Here is a 20,576-nt window from a genome sequence, read left to right as displayed (position 1 = left end):
GCCGCGGTCAGCTCCGCCAGCGGCGCCCCGGTCAGCCGGACGCCGCGGTCAGCTCCGCCAGCTGCGCCCCGGTCAGCCGGAGCCCGGCCACCGCCACGAGCGCGGGCAGCTGCTCGACCGTACGGGCGGAGGCGATCGGTGCGGCCACCGTCGGCCGGGAGGCCAGCCAGGCGAGTGCGACCGTGGCGATCTCGGCGTCGTGTTCCTGGGCGATCCTGTCGAGCGCCGACAGCACCTTGCGTCCGCGCTCGGTCTCCAGGTGCTTGGCCGCGCCGTCCGCCCGCACACTGTCGACCGAGGTGCCCACGCGGTACTTGCCGGTGAGGAAGCCCGCGGCCAGGGCGAAGTACGGGACGGACGCGAGCCCGGCGCGGGCCGCCGTGTCCTGGAGCGCGCCCTCGTAGGTGTCCCGCGAGACGAGGTTGTAGTGCGGCTGCAGTGCGACGTAGCGGGCAAGGCCCTCACGCTCGGAGAAGTCCAGGGAGGCCTGGAGCCGCTCGGGGCTGATGTTGGAGGCGGCGATCTCCCGCACCGTGCCGGCCTTCACCAGCTGGTCGAGCGCGGTGATGATCTCCTCGACGGGCACGCTCTCGTCGTCGAAGTGCGTGTAGTGCAGGTCTATGTGGTCGGTGCCGAGCCTGCGCAGCGACGCCTCGGCCGCCTCCTTGATGGTGGTGGGCGAGAGCCCCTTGTACGCGGGGTGGGCACCCACCTTGGTGGCGATGACGACGTCGTCGCGGCGGGAACGGGCCGCCAGCCACTTGCCGATCAGGGCCTCCGACTCACCGCCCTCGTTACCCGGGACCCAGGCCGAGTAGGAGTCGGCGGTGTCGATGAAGTTGCCGCCGGCCGCCACGTAGGCGTCGAGGACGGCGAAGGTCCGGTCCTCGTCCGCCGTTCCAGCCGAAGACGTTGCCGCCGAGAGCGAGGGGGAATACCTGGAGGCTCGATGAACCGAGCGGGCGCAGAGAAGTCCTACCCGGGGACAACCAGTCAGCTGAGGCAGCTATTCCGGTTACGCGCCCCCGCCCCGGGAGAAGAGGTCCCGGACAGACCGACGGCCCTGACGTCGGGGGGTCGTGCGTCAGGGCCGCCGGAGTTCGGGTGCGCCGGGTACGGGCGCGCGGTTCCGTCGTCCGGATCAGTTCCGGTCCGGACGGCGGAACCGGGGATCAGATCGTGAGGCCCTTGCCGCGCAGCCAGCTCATCGGGTCGATGCCCGTGCCGTCCGCGGTGTGGATCTCCAGGTGCAGGTGTGCACCGGTCACGTTGCCGGTCGCGCCGACGCGGCCGATGGTCTCGCCGGTGGTGACCCTCTGGCCGGCGGTCACGTCCATCGAGGACTGGTGGCAGTACCAGACCTCCGTGCCGTCGTCGAGCTCCAGGACCGTGCGGTAGCCGTACGAGCCGGAGTAGCCGGCCGACTTCACCGTGCCGCTGTGCACGGCCTTGACCGGGGTGCCGGTCGGGGCCGCGAAGTCCAGCCCGGTGTGGTGACCGGAGGACCACATCGAACCGGCCTGGCCGAAGGTCGAGCTGATGTAGTACGAGGAGGTCGGGACGGCGTAGCTGGCGGCGAGCTTGGCGAGGCGCTCGGCCTCCGCTTTCTTCTTCGCCGCCTCTTCCGCCGCCTTCTTCTTCGCGGCGGCCTCGGCCTCGGCCTTGCTCTGCTGCTTCGCCGCCTGAGCCGCGGCCGCCTCGATCGCCGCCTGCTCCTCCGCCGCCTTGGCCTCGGCATCGGCTCCGGCCTGCTGTTGCTCGGCCTGCTGGAGGATGCGGGCACGCAGCGCCTCACCGGCGTCGGTGGTGCCCTGCTGGGCCTCGGCGGCGGTGATGCCCGCGGTGGTGAGCGGCGAGGAGGCGGCGACCGTCTCGTGGTCCGAGCCGGAGTCGCCGGACATGAACGCGCCCACGCCGGGAAGGGACTTGGCATCGGGGAGATTGTCCGCGATGGAATCGGGAAGGGAGATGGAGACCGGCGGCTTGCTCTGAGCGGTGGCCATGCCACCCGCACCGACGGCCGCGATGACGCCGACACCGAGGACGGTGGAGCTACGGGCGAGGCCGCGCTGCTTGGCTACGCGGTGACGGCCGCGTACGGGACGGATGGACTCCTCGGTGGGGTTCCATTCCTCCCACGTCCTGTCCTCATCGCCGAAGCTGCCGGTCCTGAAGGATGACGGTGCCTCGGGGGCAGGCTGGTTGGACGCCACGTGGGCGCACTCCTTTCCTTCCTTCTCGCCTACCGGGTTAGCTGACGGGTTCGGAGCAGGAAGGTCTCCTACGGGCCCCTCCGTCTCTCGCGAGACACAGGTGTCCGATTCACCCCATGTAGGTGGTTCCCCGGTTCCCTTGCGGAATTCGGCGCTGCGCGCGGTGCCGCCTCTTGCGACGACAGGTACAACCGCGCTGCGTTATCGAACGTTAATAGACGACCGGGTCCGATTCCAAGCTGTTCCCACAGATCGTTCATCGCTCTGGCCTGGACTTTCAGGGGCCAAACGGTCGCAAACGGGCGAGTTCAGCGCCCACAATTCAGCCAGCACTTTCTGACGGTGCGTCAAATGTTATGCGGAGCGGGGTCCTTCGACTACCGACGGTCGCGACCGGTCATTCACTGTCCCGTCGCACGATCTTCACGGTCGTCCGCCGCCCCTGCTGCCCCTGCGCGGGACGGCCGACCGCGAGCAGCGCCAGGTCGTCCGTGGACCGGCCGCCGGTGTGCAGCCGTACGTCATCGGTGAGCGCGGACAGCAGCTCGTCGGGCCCCGGGAAGAGCCGGCCGCGCAGCCGTGCCGCGGGGTCGTAGAAGACTCCCTTCGCGTCCCGCGCCTCGGAGAGACCGTCGGTGAACGCCAGGAACATGGCACCGGCCGGCAGCGTCCACTCGTCGGACCGGTCCGGCCACGCGCCCAGCCCCATCCCGAGCGGCAACGCGGGCACGGTCGGCGACAGTACGTCCAGCGCCCCGTCCGCGTGCAGCACCAGCGGCTCGGGGTGGCCCCGGTTGACGACCCGCAGCGTGTCCGAGCCGGTCGGGACCTCCGCGAGGACCGCGGTCACGAACCCCTCCATGGAATCGAGCCCGCCCCGCCGCGAGCCCTCACGGGCCAGCGCCCGCTCCAGCCGCTGGACCACCCCCTCCAGCGACATCTCCTGCTCGGCGGCCTCCCGGAACGCCCCGATCACGACGGCCACCGCCGCCACGGCGTCCAGCCCCTTGCCGCGTACGTCCCCGACGACCAGGCGCACCCCGTAGGGAGTGTCCGCGACGGCGTAGAGGTCGCCACCGACGAACTCGTCCGCCTGGGCCGCCTCGTACCGCGCCGCGACCAGCAGCCCGCCGATCCGCTCCTCGGGTGTCGGAAGCACCGCGCGCATCGCGGTCTCCGCGATCACCCTTGCCGAAGCCAGCTGCTCGTTCCCGCGGCGCACGACGCGGTTGATGACGAGGGACAGCGCGGCGACGACAACCAGGGTGAGCAGGTCGGTGACGGGCACGACCTTCGCGAGTGCGCCGTCCGAGATCCGGATGGCGAGTACGACGAGGATCGCGACCACCCCGATCCGGACGGTGCTGGCCAGCGAGAAGAACGGGGCGGCGATCAGCGGTGCGGCGGCGAAGAGCGGTACGGCGGTGACCTCGGCCGGTGTCCCCAGGTCGAAGGCCGCCCCGGCACAGATCATCACCGCGGGCAGCGCGCGCACGAACCGCCGGGAACGGGCGTTCCCCGCAGCGCCCCGTCGCCGAACGTCCCGCTTCCCCACCTGTGCACTCCTGCCCGGTCCACCCACGGCTGCGGACGGTACCGCGCCCCGCCCGGGCCGCCCGGAGCCGCGCCGAGCGGCGACCCGTCATAGGCCGAAGGGAGGAGCGCGCCGGAGCCCTGCACTCCGGAGGTCAGTCGGAGAACCGGTGCTGCGCGCAGATCCTGCATCCCGTACGAAGACGGCAGTTCCGTCTCCGTTGCCGATCGTAGTTCCTCGCGGGCCGGAGACCGGCGACGTACGCCCGCCGATGCGGCGCGCGGGGCCACCGGCGGCCGGGTGACGACGTACGACAGAGGCCCGGATCTCTTGGAAGGATCCGGGCCTCTGTCTTTCAGTAGCGGGGACAGGATTTGAACCTGCGACCTCTGGGTTATGAGCCCAGCGAGCTACCGAGCTGCTCCACCCCGCGTCGTTGTGATTGCAACTCTACGCCATCCGGGACGGTGCTCCGACCACTTTTGAGGCCGCCGCCCCCGGCCCGCCCGTTGCCGGGCATCTTCCCGCGCCGACAAAATGCGTCAACACATGGTGCGTCGGGCGGAGTTGCCAGGCACAGTGGCGTGATCAAGGGTGCTGCCGCACCCCCCGATCTTGCCTGTCGCCTGTCTGGAGGGCTTCCCAACATGTCCACACCGCACAGACCCGCCCCGGATTCCCCGGCCTCGCCGTCGCCCCTGCGCGTGTCCCTCGTCAGCGGAGTGCTCGGCGCCGTGTTCGGCTCGGTGATCAGCGCCGCCGTCAACTACCTGGTCATCGGTGTGCCCGGCAGCGCAGCCGTCAACGCGCTCAACCACGGGATATCGGGCCTGCTCAGCGGGTTCGCGGCCGGGTTCATCGGGCTCATGGTCCATCTGCGCAGGGGCACGGCAGAGCGCCTGCCCGTGGCGCCGCAGGAGAACGGCGCGGCGGCACAGCAGGGATGACCCCTCGCCTGCCCCGGTCCGGGCCCGGACCGGGGCACGGCGCGCCGCGATTGCGGGGCTCCCTGAGCGGCGGGACGCTGGAGGGGCAAGCCTTTCGGTGTTCGGTCCCGTCTGCGCGGCATCCTCAGGTGTCGGCGCCGGCCCAGCAGCCTCACCCGATCCGATGGTGCCCAGGGGAGGCCGGGCGCACGCGCGCTAGGAGACGGCCATGGACGGCACGCTGCTCGAGACGATGAAAGCCGCTCTGCGCGGCCCGGTCATCGGCCCGGACGACCCCGAGTACGGGCAGGCCCGTGCGGTCTACAACGGCATGATCGACAAGAAGCCGGCCGCCGTGGTCAAGTGCCACGACACGGCGGACGTCATGGCGGCGGTCGGTTTCGTCCGCGAGAACGGCCTGGACGTGGCCGTCCGCGGCGGCGGGCACAGCGGCCCCGGTCTCGGCCTCGCCGACGACGCGGTCACGATCGACCTCTCCCCCATGCGGGGCGTGCGGGTCGACCCGGCCACCCAGACCGCCCAGGCCGACGGCGGGGCAACGCTGGGCGATTTCGACCACGCCACCCACGCCTTCGACCTCGCCACCCCTGCGGGGATCATGTCCACGACCGGCATCGGCGGACTCACCCTCGGCGGCGGTCACGGCTATCTCACCCGCAAGTACGGCCTGTCGGTGGACAACCTGGTCTCCGCCGACGTGGTCCTGGCCGACGGCACATTTGTCGCCGCGAACCCGAGCGAGCACTCAGACCTGTTCTGGGCGCTGCGGGGCGGCGGCGGCAACTTCGGCATCGTCACGTCGTTCGATTTCGAGCTGCACCCCGTGGAGACGGTGGGGGTCGCCATCACCCTGTGGCCCCTGGAACTCTTCCACGACGTCATGCGCTGGTACCGCGACTTCCTGCCGCAGGCACCGGACGACCTGTACGGCTTCTTCGCCTCGCTGAGCGTCCCGCCCGGGCCGCCCTTCCCCGAGGAGATCCACGGGCGGAAGATGTGCGGTGTCATCTGGTCCTCGACGGCGGACCCGGAATCCCTGGGCGAGACCCTCGCCGTGGTGAACGAACCGGGGGCGCCCGCCTTCCACTTCACGACCCCGATGCCCTACCCGGCCCTGCAGAGCATGTTCGACGCCCTGATGCCGGCCGGGCTCCAGTGGTACTGGCGCGGCGATTTCTTCGACCGGGTGACGGACGAGGCCGTCGACGTGCACGCCTCCTTCGCGGAGAAGCTCCCCACCGGTCTGTCGACCATGCACCTGTACCCGGTCGACGGAGCCGCCGGCCGGGTCGGCCCCGACGACACCGCCTGGGCCTATCGTGACGCCCTCTGGTCCGGGGTCATCGCGGGCATCGACCCCGACCCGGCGAACGCGGCCGCGCTGAAGGAGTGGGCCGTCGGCTACTGGGAGGCTCTGCACCCGCACTCCATGGGCGGCGGCTACGTGAACTTCATCGGCACCGGCGAGTCCCAGGACCGCGTCCGGGCCACCTACCGGGGCCACTACGACCGGCTCTCGGAGGCCAAGCGGGTCTACGACCCGCACAACCTCTTCCACGCAAACCAGAACATCGAGCCCGCACCGCCGCACTGACCGTCACGCCGGGGGCGCAATACCGGGGGAAAGCCGTGCCGGGAGGGTTACAGTCTGCATGCACCGCATGATGATCCGGCCGCCCCCGGAGCGGCGCGGGACCGGTAGCGGCACATCGTCGCCGTACCGGTCGGGACCAGTCCGGCATTTGACGCAGCGGCTCGGTCACGGGGCTCTCACCGCACACCTACGTACAGGACTCCTGAGATGACCGACATGCCTGCCCGCACGACCCAGCGGCACGCCGAGCGCACGTCCGCGACCACGAACGCCGAGACGGGCAACGCGGCCCCGCTGCCCACACCGCAGTACGCGGGCCTGTTCATCGAGCCCGACCTGCCGCCGGTCACCGACGAACCCGAATGACCGGATGCCGGTGAGCCGCCCCGAGTGACCGGCCCGGCCGCACGGTCGTTGGGTGACCATGCGCATCCGTATCGGCGTGGTCGTCTTCGCAGTGGTCCTGCTGATCGCCGCGTTCATCTCGAACATCCCGTCCGAGGCAGAGACCGAGACGGCCTGCCGACGGGCCCTCGACAACACGTCGACGTGGACCAACCGGCCGGACGTCTGTCTGGAGGTGTCCGCGGAGACCTACCGGACGTTCCTCCTGATGTACGAACTGCGGGAGAAAGGCCTGGACTAGGGGCGCCCGCAGAGGTCCGTCCGGCCCCCGTGGCGCCCGGCACGTCCCCGGGCTCGGTGTCCGCGGGAGCGGCGGAGGTCCCACGGGCCCACTCCCGCCGCGTCACCGCACCGGCCGAGTACGTCCGGTACCGGACCGGTGTTCCGCCTGCGACCGCACGGGCCGGACGCCGCGGCCCCGCCCCCGGGCACACACAGGGACTTCGCGGGCACCCGTCATGGCCGACCGCGCAGGCAGGCTCGCCGGAAGTCACGCTTCCGCCCGTCCGGCGGCGCAGGGACGGTCAGGCAGGAAAGCCGGCCTGACCCCCCGGGACCGGCACTCGCGAGCCGGATGCCGGCGCCGGGCTCGGGACGGTCGGCCCGGCGTGGCCCGTACGGCGCAGGGAAACCGGCGTGGCCCGTACGGCGCAGGGAAAGGTGAACGCGGACCGGCGCACCTGGCGGAAGGGGTGGTCAGTCGGCCCCGCCCGTCAGCCCTGCTGTTCCTTCCACTCCGCCTGCGCCGCGTCGAGGCTCTCGGCGAACGTGTCCAGGAATTCCTTGGCGCTCAACTTGCCGAGCAGCACCTTCTGGAAGCCCGATTCGCTGTCGGCCTTGGAGAGGGTGTTCCAGTCCGGCAGGTAGTAGGGAAGCTGAACGATCTTGGTGTTGCCGGAGAACAGCGCCTCGGCACCGAGCTTGGTGGTCTCGGCCTTGTCGAGCCAGGGGTCCTCGGCGGCCTCCTTGTTGGCCGGGATCAGACCCGCGGACTCGCTGAACTTGGAGTTCGAGGCGTGGGAGGCGGCGAACTCGATGAATTTCCAGCCCGCCGCCTTGTTCTCCGACGACTTGATCAGACCGAGGCCGGAGACCGGGTTGGAAACCATCACCCGGGTGCCGTCCGCCAGTTCGGGCTGCGGGATACCGCGGAACTTCTTGACGCCGAGCGAGCTCACGTGGTCCTGGTAGGAGCCCAGGTTGTGGTTGAGCATGGCGATGCCACCGGCGTCGAACTGGGCGACCATCTTCGTGAAGTCGTTGTTGAGGTCGGCCTCCGGAGTGGCCTTCTTGTACAGACCGGTGTACTTCTCCAGTGCCGCGACGTTCTTCGGGTCGTTGACCGTGGTCTTCGTCCCGGATTCGTCCCAGAAGGATTCGATGCCCGACTGTCCGTACATCGAGTCCAGCGCCTGGGCGATCGAGCCCGGGCCGCCGCGGATGGTGTAGCCGAACTGGTTCTTCTGCTTCTCCGTCAGCTTCGCCGCGGCCTTGTAGAACTCGTCCCACGTGTTCGGTTCGCCCAGCCCGGCCTTCTCGAACAGGTCCGTACGGTAGTAGAGGACGCCGTTGGTGGCGGAGATCGGCACCGTGTACGTCTCGTCCCGGCCGGCGGCGCTCCGCACGTTCTCGATCATCGCCTCGTTGAGCTTGCCCTTGAGGGAGCTGCCCTCGATCCGGTCGTCCAGCGGCTCCAGCGCGTCCTGCGCGGTGATACCGGCGACCATGGCTGCTCCCACGCCTCCGACGTCCGGGAGGCCGCCCCCCTGGATGGCGGTGTCGTACTTGGACTGGGCCTCGGTGGAGGCGATGCCCACGTACTGCACGTCGATGTCGGGGTTCGCCTTCTCGAAGTCGGCGATGATCTCCTTCCAGATCGCCGTACGGACGCCGCCGTTCTCGTCCCAGAACACGATCTTTCCGGTGCCCGGGCCTTCGGCGCCCTTCGCACCGGCGACGCCGCTGCCGTCGTCACCGCAGGCGGTGGCCGTGAGGGCCAACGCGGAGACCAGTGATATCGCGGCGGCGAGACGGCTGTTGCGGGTCTTGATCATGGTCGGCTCTCTTCTCTGAGTGCTCACCGGCGGGGGGGGGCCGGGCGACAGGTCACCGCAACGTGCGGCCGTGCGGGTGGAGGTGCTTCGGGTAGCGCAGGAGTCCGGCGGTCCTGCGGAGCCGGAGGGGACCGGTGAGCCGGGGCGAGTCCGATCGCCCGCGTGCCCTGTCCCGCCAGGTCCGGAAGCAACCGGCGGACACGGCGCATGCCCCTTCCGTCGAGGGCGGACGGGAGTGTTCAGCGTCTCCCGCGGCGCCGGGGGCGGCAGGGGAGAGGGCTCGGGGCTGGCTGCATACGGCGCTCGGCTCTCATATCGCGTCTCATATATGACATACGAAGGACAACGCGAAGAACGTAAGTCGGCCCACTCCCACGGTCAATGCCCGTGCAGAAGAAAGTTCCTGAGCCCCGTCCCTGAGCCCCCGCACACGGATGCGCCCCGGCCGGTGGAACCGGCCGGGGCGCATCCGCTGGAGGGGTCAGGCTTCGACCGAGACCTTCCCGGCCGCGGGGCCCGTCCTGTCGCCGGACGCGGCGGGACGGACGAGGCCAGGGATGAACGCGGCCACCGCGGCCGCGATCAGGGCGACTCCGCAGCCGATCATCAGGCCGACGCGGAAGCCGTCCTCGGAAGCGAGCGAGAAGCCGCCGAGGTCGATGGTCATCTGCGCCAGCACCACACCGATCACGGCTGATCCGATGGTGGTGCCCAGGGAGCGCATCAGGGTGTTGAAGCCGTTGGCCGCAGCCGTCTCCGAGAGCGGGACCGAGCTCATGATCAGGGCGGGCATCGCACCGTAGGCGAGGCCGACACCGCTGTTGATGACGATGCCGACGATCATCAGGCCCCAGGCCGAGCCCATGAGGAACAGGGAGATGCCGTAGCCCAGGGAGATCACGAGCGCGCCGAGTACGAGGGCGATCTTGGGGCCGCGCGCGTTGATCAGCTTCCCGCCGAGCGGGGAGACGATCATCATCATCACGCCGCCGGGAGCCATCCAGAGGCCGGCTGCCAGCATCGACTGGCCCAGGCCGTACCCCGTGGCCTCCGGGAACTGCAGCAGCTGCGGCGCGATCAGCATGAACGAGTACATGCCGACGCCGACCAGGATCGACGAGATGTTGGTCAGCAGCACGCGCGGGCGGGCGGTGGTGCGCAGGTCGACGAGCGGGTCACGGGTGCGCAGCTCGTAGAACCCCCAGGCGCCGAGGGCCACGACCGCCACGGCGAACAGGCCGAGCGTGGTGCCCGAACCCCAGCCCCAGTCCGCGCCCTTGGAGATGGCCAGCAGGAGGGACACCAGGCCGATGGCGAGCCCGATCGCGCCGGGTGCGTCGAAGCGCTGTCCCTTGGCGCCGGCCGGGACGTCCGGGACGAAGGCCCAGATGAGTACGGCGATCATCACCGCGAGGACGGCGGAACCCCAGAACAGCACGCGCCAGCTGGTGTATTCGGCGACGGCGGCGGAGATCGGCAGACCGAGGGCGCCGCCGATGCCCATGGAGGCACTCACGAGGGCGATCGAGCCGCTGAGCTTCTCGGCGGGCACCACGTCACGAAGCAGGGCGATACCCAGCGGCACCATGCCCATACCCATGCCCTGGAGGCCACGCCCGACGATCATCGGGACCACGGAGGAGGCCAGTGCGCACACCACCGAGCCCACGACCAGCGGCACCGCGCAGGCCAGCAGCATCCGGCGCTTGCCGAGAAGGTCACCGAGCCTTCCGGTGACCGGGACGCACACACCGGCGACCAGGAGGGTGACGGTGACCACCCAGGCCGCGTTCGACGACGAGGTGTCCAGAATCCGTGGCAGCTCGGCGATGAGCGGGGTCACCAGCGTCTGCATCACCGCAGCGACGGTGCCGGCGAGGGCCAACGTCGTGATCACGCCGCCTGTGCGGGCTGTGGGCTGGGGGGCGTCCATATCGCGGGTCCTCGGCTATCTGTCGGTGGAAGACTTGGCATCGTACACGCCTATTGCATTATGCACATGGTGTGGCCTATGCATGTCCTCGTGAACATACGATGAAGCCAGCACGCACCACGGCACGACGACACACCGGCCTCGCCCGGCAGGAAGCAGGAGGTGCCCGCGCATGAACAGGGCAACGCAAGAGGTCGAGTACGAGCAGATGCTGCTCAGCCGGCACGGCCTGCTGACCCACAGAAAGGGACGCCGCAAGGACGGCCTCCTGGAGCGCAGCGCGTATGTCCTGCTCAGCCGCATCCGCATCCAGGGCCCGATGTCCGTCGGCGAGCTCAGCGAGGCCTTCGACCTCGACGTATCCACCCTCAACCGGCAGACCGCCGCGGTCATGCGAGCCGGATTCGTGGAGCGCATCCCCGACCCGGACGGGGGCATGGCCCGCAAGTTCCGCATCACGGAGGAGGGCGCGAGGACCCTCGACTCGGAACGCGAGGGAATGGTCAGCTCACTGGAGCGCGTCATGGCCGACTGGCCCGACGAGGACATCTCCGCGTTCGCCGGCTACCTGCGCCGCTTCAACTCCGACATCGAGCGCATCGGCGGCCGTCCCTGGCCACGGCCCTGAGCCGCACGAGGGAGGGGGTGCCCATCCTGGAACCCCCCCACGCCTCAGCCAGGCTTACGGAAGGAGCGGTACCAAGGCCTGCCCCGGCCTGCCACGCGGCCGGCCGTGCCCACCTCACCCGGCCCGGTCTCGCGTGCGGCCTGTTCGGCGAGGACCGACTCGAGCAGCGCCTCTGCCGCTTCGAGTCGTTCGCGCAGATCCCTGGCCTCGGCCCGCATGTCCTTGCGGGCCTTCTCGGCCCCACGCCGTAGCTTCTCCTCTTCGCGCGCCCAGTCGAAGTTGAGCTCGGTCCGTCGGACGTTGAGCGCGTTCAGCTTCTCCAGTAGCACCACCCGCTCCTCGCTGACCGAGCGCAGCTCGTCCTGGAGACGGTCGACGCGTCGGCTCTGAGCGTCCCGCTCCGCTTCCAGAGCAGCGATACGGGCACGCAGCCCTTCGTTGAGCCCGCGCTCCCGCCCCAGCTTCTCGCGCAGGCCGCCCAGGCGGTCGGTGAGGTCTGCCCGCGTCTCGATGGCGGTCAACAGCTCGAGCCGGGCCTCACCCTCCCGGCGTTCGCGCTCCGTCGCGGACTCGTGGAGGTCGTCCTCGGCGGCCTCGAGGTCCTGCATGCCCAACTCGCCTACGGACTGGGTGTTGTCCGGCTCGTCGTCCACCCACGCTGCCGGCGCCGGCAGCACGAGCGGAGAGGTCTCGTCCCGCACTGCCACCCAGAGGGTGCGGAACGTGTCCGTGTCACCGCCCAGCGCCTCCACCACAAGCTCCAGCGGGCCCCACCCCGGAGCACTGTCGCACCTCAGTACGTTGCCCGCCGTGGTGTGACTGATCGCCTTGGCCGTCCGTTGCGCGATGGTGCGGAAACTGGGCTCGCCCCCTCGCCTGTGCAGCATCTGCAGCTCATATCTGAGCCGCTCCAAGGCGTCCCCTCGCGACCACTGCGAGCCTGCCAAAGCCGTGTTCCCCCTCCGGTCCCCCGTATCACCCGATCATCGCAGCAAGGCCCTCCTCGCCGCAGGGGTGTCAAGAAATGTCAGGAGCCGGCGAGCACCGTCACAACTCCCTTGTGCCGCGTACGCGTTCGTCCGAAGACGGCACTCTCGCGGAAAGGCCGCAACGAGGCGCCGAATGCTGGGAGGACACCGAGGCCACCTGGCCTTTCTCGCTGTCACCCTCTGGAGGAGCCGAACAACATGACCTTCCTCGCCCTGCTCTCGATGACGAGTGTTCTGCTCGCCTGCTCGCTGGTCTGCGTGCTCAGCATCGTCTACCTGTGGTCTCCCGACAGAGCTCGCCGGACCCGCGCCTGGCGCCTGCTCCGCACCCTGCTGGGGGCGGCCGTGCGCCACCGCGCCGAGGGCTGACAGCCGATGCGCCCGTAGCCCTCGTCCGTCGAAGAACGGCTCGGCGGAGGCCGGCCCCTGACAAGCGGCACCGGCCCCTCGCGGCCGGGCCGCCGGTCAGCTGATCCAAACTGCGCCGCGCGCTGCGGTCATCGCCGCCGAGCCGGTGGCCGGGCCCGGCCCCCTTACGTGCCCGGACCCGGCCACAACAGGGCCAGGAACATCAGCATGCGGCCGACGCTACGAGGCACGTTCGCAACCGGATGCGGATACAGGACCGATTCTGTCCTTTACGGCCCCTAGCCTGCGACGCGCACGACACCGGCACGACTTTGGAGCCCATCATGAACTTCGTCTCGATCCGCATCATCACCGACGACGTCGCGCGCCTCGTCACGTTCTACGAGCGGGTCACCGGGGTGGGGGCGACCTGGGCCACCGAGGACTTCGCCGAGCTCAGGACCCCCGCCGCCACCCTCGCGATCGGGAGCACCCGTACCGTCCCGCTGTTCGCCCCCGGCTCCGCCCGCCCCGCGGCGAACCACAGCGTGATCACCGAGTTCCTCGTGGACGACGTGGACCTCGTGCACCGGAACCTGAGCGCCTTCGACACCGACTTCGTGGCCGGGCCCACCACCATGCCGTGGGGCAACCGGTCGCTGCTGTTCCGCGACCCGGACGGCAACCTCGTCAACTTCTTCACCCCCGTCACCCCTGCGGCCGTCGAGAAGTACAGCCTCTGAGAACGCGAGTTCCGGGAGGGCACGACGCGGCCGGGACCCACGGACGAGGGCACGGAGGCAGACCCCGTCAGATCGCCGCAGCCAGCACGGCGACCCCCGGCCCGCAGAGGTCGTCCAGCGCCACCCGCCGACGGGAGACGGCCAGGAGCAGTGAGAGCGCGGGTCCGCTCACCTCCGGCCCCTCGCCGATCGACACGTCGGCGTCAGCAGCCGTCAGCCGGACACGGGACACGAGCTCCTTGGCCCCGCCGAAGGAGGCCGGAGTCCGGACCTGCAGACGAAGTGACCTGACGACGGCCTCCCTCGGGTAGGAGCGGGAGAGCCCCAAGGGACGGCGGATGTCCTCGCCGTGCACGATCTCCTCGACGAGCCGGCTGTCGAGGGGCGCCGGCGGTGTCGACCTGCGGACCGCGACCCGGCGGAGCCGCTCCAGGGTCTCCTGTGGTGAGGCACCCCGTTCGCGGTCGACACCGCGGGCGTTCTGGCGGTCGAAGTCGAACCGCGCCCGGGCGAGACCGGCCAGGAAACCCAGGCGGGTCGTCCGAGCCGTGTCCGTCAGGTGGGCTGCCACGTCGCGCACCGTCCACCCGGCGCAGAGCGACGGCTCCTCCCACTGCCGGTCGTCGAGATTCTCGAGGTCCTCGATGAGCGCCGCGCGCTCCGCATGGACCATCGGCCAGACATCACTCATGACTTCCTCCAACCGCCGGCTACAGCACCCGTAGAGGAAGACTCGCCTCGCCCCGGGAACTCATCGGCTGTCCGCAGCGGCCTCCACCGCGCCGGACAGCAGGGTGCCCCGGCCGCGAAGGCGGTCGGGGCTTCGTTGCGTCGTCGTCCGCACGTCCACGGAGCATGGATCGGGCAGCTGCCCGGGACGGACTCGGACAAAGGTTTGCCCCGGGCCAGAAGAACACACTCTGACCTGGGATCCAGTGGTAGGCCGTGTGGGACTCGAACCCACAACCAACGGACTAAAAAGTCCCGGCAAAATCCTGCCGGGACCTCCGCCAGGCAACCCCGTGATCCAAGATTTCCTGGTCAGAGCCTCGCCCTCGACGCCCGGTCCAAATCTGCGCGCGTCGTGCCAATACGTCCGCTCACGCATCGCTCACGCATTGACTCTAAGCTGCGGGGCATCGCAGCGCAGGGCGCTTCCCAAATGCTGTGCCGCGTGAGTGGTAAGCGCTGTGCGAGGTCCGCCAGCGAATCAGAACGACGCGGTACATGTCGATCCCAGTCTGTCGAGCCTGTGAGGCGGGTTCAATTCTGGGCGCAGAGCACGTTGCGTCGATGGCGAATGTTGCGCCCGCACGATCTCCAGTCGGGGCTGGCTGGGCAGTGACGCTCTGATCGATCTGGCTGAGACTGAGTAAGGATGCACCTGGGCACCTACCGACCATGGATGAAGCGATTGCACCTTGGGCATGTGCGGTGGCCGAGGGGGAATTGGCTGAGCCGCTTGCTCGGCGGTGGGCGCACTCGCAAGGGGTCGCACAGCGCGCAATGGGGCTGGCCGGGGCTGTGGGTAACGACGCAGAACTTCTAATCTGTGCGGCCATCCTGCACGATGTGGGATATGCGCCGCGCCTGGCCATCACTGGTTTTCACCCGCTGGACGGCGCTCGGTTCCTGCGTGACATCCACGCTGCTGACGAACGGCTGGTCCGGCTCGTAGCCAACCACTCGTTTGCGTTGCTGGAGGCAGAGGAGCACGGATTGCGGGCCGTGCTGGAAGCCGAGTTTCCACTTCTGGACAACCAGCGCCTTGTGGACGCACTTGTGTACTGCGACATGACGACCACACCAGACGGCCAGGTCACTACGGTCGATTCTCGGCTGGCCGAGATCACCGGGCGATACGGGTCCGACAGCCAGGTGGGGCGGTTCATCCGTCGGGCATCGCCGGACATCCTGGCGGCCGTAGGGCGGGTGGAGGCGGCGTTGGCGGCTCAGCCCAGGTAAGGGTATGTGCCGGCGAGGTAGTCGCCGATCTGCTGGCGCATGCTGGGGTGGATGTCGTAGTTGTCCAGGTCGTTGGGCTGGACGTATCGGACGCCGTCGGCTTCGTCGTTGATGGTGGGCTCGCCGCCTACAGGGCGGCCAATGTAGGTGTTCTCGTACTGCTGGCGGATCTCGCCGTCTGTATAGGCCACGATGTGGTTCGGGTTCGTGTAGACCCCCAGGAAGCCCGTGATCTCGGCGATGATCCCGGTCTCTTCCAGGCACTCGCGCACGGCGCACTGGGCCGCGGTCTCGCCGATGTCCTGTGCGCCGCCCGGCAGGGCCCACTGGCCGGTGTCCCGGCGTCGCTGGAGCAGTATGGCGCCGTTTTCGTCGACGACGAGGAGGTTGTTGGCGGGGATGAGCGTATTCGCCTTGGGGGCGTTGGGGTCGTTGTAGTACTCAGTCCTGCCCATGTGAAGCGGGCCCCTCCCGGTCTGGTGTCCAGGGCCGTGCGGTGGCCCAGACAGCTTCGAAACTCTGAGCGTAGTTGTCGAACCAGCCTGCGGTGTCAGCTCTACGGAGATGCAGGATGGGGTTGGCGCTGGCTGGTTGGCCCCAAATATGTGGGTTAACCAGGAGGTTGTTGTCGTAGCGGAACATGGAGGTGTAGAGGGTGGTGTCGTGCAGTCTCACCTCGCAGCCTGCCTCGGAGAGTAGAGGCCGGTAGTAGGTGAGGGAGGCGCGGATCTTGGCGGCGAGGGTGTCGCCGATGCCCTCCTCCCGGCCCCGGATGGCTGCTGCCTGGCCGTTCGGATCGCCGAAGCAGAGCCGCACTCGTGCCCCGTCCGAGGCGCGCTCGGCGAGCATCTTCGCGACGGGGGGGTTGGACTGGGCGAAGAAGGTGCCGGAGAAGACGAGGACGCTGATCTGTTCCTGCGCGCCTTTGAGCAGCGACAGCCACGTCTCTCGTGGGACGCTCGCCCGGTTCTGGTAAGTCGTGACCAGCTCCTGCTCCCACCCAACGGCTTGCTGTCGGCTACTGCGTACGGGTGCCGGCCACAGAAACAGCTCCTCCACCCGCAAGTGCCCGGCGACGCGGAAGCGGTGACGAGCGTGGGGAACACGGCCGCCGAGCCACCGGCTCACCGTTTTGGGGTCCACCTCGCAGACTTCGGCGAGGGATTCGGGTGGGATGCCGCGCTGGGCGAGTACGGAGTGCAGTCGCTCGTTCACAGGCGTCATACAAGCTGAAGGGGCCGGGAGCGGCAAGGACGTTCCGGGACGTTCTGCGGGACGTCGACGGCACGACAAGGGTGCTTACGCTGGGCGTATGGAGCTCATCGTCCTCTGGGACATCGACCACACACTGATCGAGAATGCCGGGGTCAGCAAGGAGATCTACGCCGCTGCCTTCACAGCGCTGTCGGGGAGAGAGCCCATGGGGCCGGCTCGGACGGAAGGTCGTACGGATCGCCTGATCATGCGCGACATGTTCCACCGAAACGGTGTGGCCGAGCCGGACTGGGCTGCTGTCGAGGAGGCCCTCACGGCCGCAGGTGACGCGCGTCTGTCCGAGCTCAGCCGACGCGGAACAGCCTTGCCTGGCGTGCGTGAGATCTTGAAGGAAGCCTCCGTACGCAGTGCCTGGGTGTCCTCGGTACTCACCGGCAATATCGCGGCCAACGCGCGGGTGAAGGTATCGGCCTTCGGCCTTGACTCCCTGCTCGATCTGCGAGTTGGCGCCTATGGTGCTGATGCTCTCCAGCGGCCGGACCTGGTTGCTGTCGCCCGTGAGCGTGCTCAGCGGCTGCGAGGTGCGCAAGGTGACGTGCCCGTCGTGCTCGTGGGCGATCCGCCCAGGGACGTCGAGGCCGCGATCGCTACGGGCTCCGAGATCATCGCAGTCGCCTCCGGCGTCCACAGCGCCGAGGAACTGGCCGCTGCCGGTGCTCAGAGGGTGCTGCCCGATCTCGTGGACACCGATCGCCTCCTCGGGATCCTGGAGACGTTCGCGGCATCCTAAAAACGTCCCAGGACGTCCTTGGAGCGTCCCGATACGCGGTGACGGGGTCCGCACCTGTCCCGCCAATATCAGGTCTCCCACCAGGCAAACGCCCGAAGGAGACCCTCGTGATCAGCGAAGTCACCGGGATCCGCAGAATCCGGATGCTGTACCTGCAGCTGCTGTACCGCTGCAACTTCGAATGTCTGCACTGCTTCCACGGCACGCGGCTCCAGCACGCCGACGCCTTCACCGCGGACGAGGCGATCAATCTCCTCGCTCTCATGCGCGACCAGTACGGCACCGAGGCTGTCACCCTGCTGGGCGGCGAACCGTTCGTCTATCGGGACCTCACCCAGGTCGTCCAGTACGCCAAGCGGGATCTTGGGCTGCGGGTCGAGATCTGCACCAACGGCTACCGGATCGAGCGCCGGCTGACCGAGATCGCCCCCGACCTGGACCTGCTCCGGGTATCGCTGGAGGGCATCGGCTCGACCAACGACCACATCCGCAAGTTCGGAAGCTACCGCAGCGCGCTGAGCGCTCTCGAAATCGCCCAGCGACTCGGGGTCCGCTCCGGGGCCACCATGACGGTCACCTCACGCAACATCGAAGAGGTACTGCCGCTCGCTCGCGTACTCCAGGGCTACGGCGTGGAGCAGCTGAAACTGCACTGCCTCCGGCCGGTCGGCAACGCTGCAAGCGAGTCCGGCAGGGACATCCTGGCCGAACCCACTCTCCTCTTCGCCGACGCCGACAAGCAGGATCCGGCCAGGGCAGCTGTCCCGAGCGAGTGATCTTGAGGGCGGAGCTGTGCCTGTAGAACTGGCCATGACCTCAGGCCATACCCGGCATCGCCAAGTGCGCGCGGCGGTCTGCCCGCCGCAGCAGAGACTGACGACGGCAATACGTGGACGGACGGATTCTGCTCGCTCTGCTGCGGCGAGCGATGGACCCGTGTTCTTTGGATCGGCCCTGAATGCCTGATCTTCGTAACTGCCGAGCGCGGGAACTGGCGGACGTGCCAGCCTGGGCAGGTACAGGCGCTCCGGCCTGACTCACCCCTTCGCTACGCGTGGGGAGTACACATGTCGTTGGGGATGTTCTCCGCAGACGGTGACCCCTCTTACGTCCACCACATGACGACCTGCGTGCTCCAGCACCTGTGCCGCGACATCCTCATCCGTAATCTGGGCGGGCCCACCAACGACCCGTCGCCAATCCTCCAAGGGCTCGACGGCATACGCGAGGGATGGATGGGCATCGGCCCGCCACTCCCCGTGTGACTCAGCGGCAAGACACCCGTCCGCAGGAGGACCGGTGACGATCCGCTCACGCACGCGCCCTGGAACAACAGAGCGCCCCGACCGGCCGAAACCGATCGGGGCGCTCCACCGCAGGTCAGAGGACATCTCCCTGCCCTGCTCCACGTAGGCCGTGTGGGACTCGAACCCACAACCAACGGATTAAAAGTCCGCTGCTCTGACCAATTGAGCTAACGGCCCGTGATGGATCTCCCCCGAGCATAGCTCCCCCGGGCCCGGCAGCCGATCGGGTATCCGGTGCCGGGCCCTGTCGTGGCCGGGGGAGGACAGGTCAGTCGTTGCTTTCGCCCTTGATCGTGCGTTTGTGAACCGGGACGCCCGGTTTCAGGAACCAGTGCCGCGCGGACACCAGCCACCAGGACCGCCAGGGGCGCGTAGTTGAAGCTCTCCCAGGTGACCGGGGACACCTGGGGCAGCATGAAGAGCACCGTGATCACACCGACCCAGGTCACCGCGACGATGCCGATGGGCCTGGACCACCGGCCCAGGTGCCAGGGTCCCCGGACGAAGTCGTCGCCCCGCAGCAGCCTGAGCAGCGTGGGGATGACGTAGGCGATGTAGAGGCCGATCACCGCGATGGACGTCACGGCGGCGTACGCGGTGACGTTGATCAGGTACGGGAGCCCGAGGGCGAGCGCGCCGAGCGCGGCCAGCCAGACCGCCGCGACGGGCGTGCGGGTGCGAGGGCTGACCGTGTGCCAGACGCGGGAGAAGGGCAGCGCCCCGTCGCGCGAGAAGGCGTAGATCATGCGGCTGTTCGCGGTCACCGAGGCCATGCCGCAGAACAGCTGGGCGCCGATCACGACGAGCAGCAGGAGCTTGCCGGTGGTGGCGCCGAGCGCGTCCAGCAGGATCTGGGCGGGCGGGGCGCCGGTCGGGGAGTTCAGGGCGCCGTCGTACGACTGGATGGCGAAGGTGAAGCCCAGCAGGAGCACGAAACCGGCGATCCAGGACGTCCAGATCGACTGCACGATGCCGCGCGGGCCCGCCACCGCCGCGTCATGGGTCTCCTCCGTCATGTGGGCGGAGGCGTCGTACCCGGTGAAGGTGTACTGCGCCATCAGCAGGCCGATCATCACGACGTAGAAGCCGCTGCCCCAGCCGGTGTTGTTGACGAACTCGGTGAAGACGTACGACGCCGACTGGTGCGAGTCCGGTACGAAGGTGAGGGCGCCCACGATGACGGCGACCCCGACCACGTGCCACCACACGCTGACGTTGTTGAGGACGGCGACGATGCCGACGCCGAAGGTGTTCAGCAGGCCGTGCAGGACCAGGATCGCGGCGAAGAGCAGGATCGTGCGGCCTGGTGTGACCTCGAAGCCGAACTGGAGGTTCAGATAGGCGCCGAGGAAGGACGCCGCCCCGAAGTCGATGCCCGCGGTGACGGCGACCTGGCCGAGCACGTTGAACCAGCCGGCGAACCACGCCCAAGCCGCAGCCGAACGCGGTGGGGCCAGGCGGTGGGCCCAGAAGTACAGGCCCGCGGACGTCGGGTAGGCCGAACAGATCTCGGCCATGGCCAGGCCGACGAACAGCGTCATCAGCCCGACCCCGACCCAGCCCCAGGTGATGACGGCGGGCCCGCCCGTGTTCATGCCGAACAGGTACAGGGTCAGACAGCCGGAGAGCACCGAGATGATCGTGAACGACACGGCGTAGTTGGAGAAGGCGGACATGCGGCGCGCGAGCACCTGGGTGTAGCCGAGCTCGGCCAGCCGCTCCTCGTCGGAGAGGGCGGCCGGAGGGCCTTGAAGAGCGTCCGGTGGTGGCTCGGCGGCCACCGCTTCGTCGTTTGTCATGCCCCCAGCGATGCCCTCGCCGGGGGTACGACATGCGCCCCGTACCCCACTCGTTGCCCGCGTGAGGCGCCGCGCACGGCGCACCGGAAGGCCCTGCGAGGGAATCCGTGGC

19 protein-coding genes, 2 tRNA genes, 2 pseudogenes and 1 riboswitch are annotated in these 20,576 nt (G+C 69.1%); of the genes and pseudogenes, 11 read left to right on the top strand and 12 right to left on the bottom strand.

What is annotated here, in order from left to right; all coding sequences use genetic code 11:
* Positions 1-31: 31 nt before the first annotated feature.
* The 4 genes and pseudogenes from HED23_RS01185 to HED23_RS01170 all read right to left on the bottom strand — a co-directional run bounded on the left by HED23_RS01185 (position 32) and on the right by HED23_RS01170 (position 4,180).
* Positions 32-989 (bottom strand): annotated as a pseudogene (locus tag HED23_RS01185) (aldo/keto reductase).
* Between the two features lie 183 nt (positions 990-1,172).
* Complete coding sequence (locus HED23_RS01180) at positions 1,173-2,213, bottom strand: M23 family metallopeptidase (protein WP_203181593.1); 1,041 nt, start codon at positions 2,211-2,213, stop codon at positions 1,173-1,175.
* 11 nt (positions 2,214-2,224) lie between these two features.
* A riboswitch (cyclic di-AMP (ydaO/yuaA leader) is annotated at positions 2,225-2,377 on the bottom strand.
* 233 nt (positions 2,378-2,610) lie between these two features.
* Positions 2,611-3,768: a PP2C family protein-serine/threonine phosphatase gene (locus tag HED23_RS01175; protein WP_203181592.1), complete on the bottom strand. Its 1,158-nt coding sequence runs from the start codon at positions 3,766-3,768 to the stop codon at positions 2,611-2,613.
* Positions 3,769-4,106: 338 nt separating this feature from the next.
* A tRNA-Met gene (locus HED23_RS01170) sits at positions 4,107-4,180 on the bottom strand.
* A 214-nt stretch (positions 4,181-4,394) separates the two neighbouring features.
* Here HED23_RS01170 and HED23_RS01165 point away from each other — a divergent pair.
* The 4 genes from HED23_RS01165 to HED23_RS01150 all read left to right on the top strand — a co-directional run bounded on the left by HED23_RS01165 (position 4,395) and on the right by HED23_RS01150 (position 6,934).
* Positions 4,395-4,694 (top strand): hypothetical protein, encoded by a 300-nt coding sequence (locus HED23_RS01165; protein WP_203181591.1) that lies wholly within the window; start codon positions 4,395-4,397, stop codon positions 4,692-4,694.
* Between the two features lie 208 nt (positions 4,695-4,902).
* On the top strand, positions 4,903-6,288 hold the full coding sequence (locus tag HED23_RS01160; RefSeq protein WP_203181590.1) for an FAD-binding oxidoreductase: 1,386 nt from the start codon (positions 4,903-4,905) through the stop codon (positions 6,286-6,288).
* Between the two features lie 207 nt (positions 6,289-6,495).
* A complete protein-coding gene (locus HED23_RS01155; RefSeq protein WP_203181589.1) occupies positions 6,496-6,654 on the top strand; it encodes a hypothetical protein in 159 nt (52 codons plus the stop codon).
* A 58-nt stretch (positions 6,655-6,712) separates the two neighbouring features.
* Positions 6,713-6,934: a hypothetical protein gene (locus tag HED23_RS01150; protein ID WP_203187304.1), complete on the top strand. Its 222-nt coding sequence runs from the start codon at positions 6,713-6,715 to the stop codon at positions 6,932-6,934.
* Positions 6,935-7,406: 472 nt separating this feature from the next.
* On the opposite strand, the gene HED23_RS01145 is transcribed toward HED23_RS01150, so the two are convergent.
* Together HED23_RS01145 and HED23_RS01140 are read right to left on the bottom strand one after the other, a co-directional pair.
* Positions 7,407-8,747 (bottom strand): ABC transporter substrate-binding protein, encoded by a 1,341-nt coding sequence (locus HED23_RS01145; RefSeq protein WP_203181588.1) that lies wholly within the window; start codon positions 8,745-8,747, stop codon positions 7,407-7,409.
* A 481-nt stretch (positions 8,748-9,228) separates the two neighbouring features.
* The gene (locus HED23_RS01140) at positions 9,229-10,680 is read right to left on the bottom strand and encodes an MFS transporter (RefSeq protein WP_203181587.1); all 1,452 of its coding nucleotides are present in this window, start codon (positions 10,678-10,680) and stop codon (positions 9,229-9,231) included.
* Positions 10,681-10,852: 172 nt separating this feature from the next.
* On the opposite strand from HED23_RS01140, the gene HED23_RS01135 reads away from it, so the two are divergent.
* Entirely contained in the window at positions 10,853-11,308 is a 456-nt protein-coding gene (locus tag HED23_RS01135) for a MarR family winged helix-turn-helix transcriptional regulator (RefSeq protein WP_203181586.1), read from the top strand.
* A 44-nt stretch (positions 11,309-11,352) separates the two neighbouring features.
* On the opposite strand, the gene HED23_RS01130 is transcribed toward HED23_RS01135, so the two are convergent.
* Positions 11,353-12,195, bottom strand: a complete 843-nt coding sequence (locus tag HED23_RS01130) for a hypothetical protein (RefSeq protein WP_203181585.1) — start codon at positions 12,193-12,195, stop codon at positions 11,353-11,355.
* Between the two features lie 300 nt (positions 12,196-12,495).
* Here HED23_RS01130 and HED23_RS01125 point away from each other — a divergent pair, with 300 nt between their 5' ends.
* Positions 12,496-12,666, top strand: coding sequence for a hypothetical protein (locus tag HED23_RS01125; RefSeq protein WP_203181584.1), 171 nt, complete (start codon positions 12,496-12,498; stop codon positions 12,664-12,666).
* Positions 12,667-12,989: 323 nt separating this feature from the next.
* The gene (locus HED23_RS01120) at positions 12,990-13,388 is read left to right on the top strand and encodes a VOC family protein (RefSeq protein ID WP_203181583.1); all 399 of its coding nucleotides are present in this window, start codon (positions 12,990-12,992) and stop codon (positions 13,386-13,388) included.
* A 67-nt stretch (positions 13,389-13,455) separates the two neighbouring features.
* Here the strand turns inward: HED23_RS01120 and HED23_RS01115 are convergent, their stop codons facing one another.
* On the bottom strand, positions 13,456-14,079 hold the full coding sequence (locus HED23_RS01115; protein WP_203181582.1) for a maleylpyruvate isomerase family mycothiol-dependent enzyme: 624 nt from the start codon (positions 14,077-14,079) through the stop codon (positions 13,456-13,458).
* Between the two features lie 710 nt (positions 14,080-14,789).
* Between HED23_RS01115 and HED23_RS01110 the strand changes: the two genes are divergently transcribed.
* The gene (locus tag HED23_RS01110; RefSeq protein WP_203181581.1) at positions 14,790-15,353 is read left to right on the top strand and encodes an HD domain-containing protein; all 564 of its coding nucleotides are present in this window, start codon (positions 14,790-14,792) and stop codon (positions 15,351-15,353) included.
* On the opposite strand, the gene HED23_RS01105 is transcribed toward HED23_RS01110, so the two are convergent.
* Both HED23_RS01105 and HED23_RS01100 read right to left on the bottom strand, forming a co-directional pair.
* Positions 15,341-15,808, bottom strand: a complete 468-nt coding sequence (locus HED23_RS01105) for an NUDIX hydrolase (RefSeq protein ID WP_203181580.1) — start codon at positions 15,806-15,808, stop codon at positions 15,341-15,343. The genes HED23_RS01110 and HED23_RS01105 overlap by 13 nt on opposite strands.
* Positions 15,795-16,568, bottom strand: coding sequence for an XRE family transcriptional regulator (locus HED23_RS01100; protein WP_203181579.1), 774 nt, complete (start codon positions 16,566-16,568; stop codon positions 15,795-15,797). Before HED23_RS01100 ends, HED23_RS01105 begins: the two co-directional genes overlap by 14 nt.
* A 97-nt stretch (positions 16,569-16,665) precedes the next feature.
* On the opposite strand from HED23_RS01100, the gene HED23_RS01095 reads away from it, so the two are divergent.
* The 3 genes from HED23_RS01095 to HED23_RS01080 all read left to right on the top strand — a co-directional run bounded on the left by HED23_RS01095 (position 16,666) and on the right by HED23_RS01080 (position 18,623).
* Positions 16,666-17,358 (top strand): HAD family hydrolase, encoded by a 693-nt coding sequence (locus HED23_RS01095; protein ID WP_203181578.1) that lies wholly within the window; start codon positions 16,666-16,668, stop codon positions 17,356-17,358.
* Positions 17,359-17,465: 107 nt separating this feature from the next.
* Positions 17,466-18,134, top strand: a complete 669-nt coding sequence (locus tag HED23_RS01090; RefSeq protein ID WP_238441800.1) for a radical SAM protein — start codon at positions 17,466-17,468, stop codon at positions 18,132-18,134.
* A gap of 291 nt (positions 18,135-18,425) precedes the next feature.
* A complete protein-coding gene (locus HED23_RS01080) occupies positions 18,426-18,623 on the top strand; it encodes a hypothetical protein (RefSeq protein ID WP_203181577.1) in 198 nt (65 codons plus the stop codon).
* Positions 18,624-18,768: 145 nt separating this feature from the next.
* Here the strand turns inward: HED23_RS01080 and HED23_RS01075 are convergent.
* Together HED23_RS01075 and HED23_RS01070 are read right to left on the bottom strand one after the other, a co-directional pair.
* Positions 18,769-18,842: transfer RNA gene (locus HED23_RS01075), tRNA-Lys, on the bottom strand.
* Between the two features lie 91 nt (positions 18,843-18,933).
* Positions 18,934-20,464: pseudogene (locus HED23_RS01070) on the bottom strand (amino acid permease).
* Positions 20,465-20,576 lie beyond the last annotated feature (112 nt).

Source organism: Streptomyces pratensis, assembly GCF_016804005.1.
Taxonomy (GTDB): domain Bacteria; phylum Actinomycetota; class Actinomycetes; order Streptomycetales; family Streptomycetaceae; genus Streptomyces; species Streptomyces pratensis_A.
The sequence above is the reverse complement of the archived record's forward strand: the minus strand, read 5'-3'. Positions and strand labels throughout refer to the sequence as shown.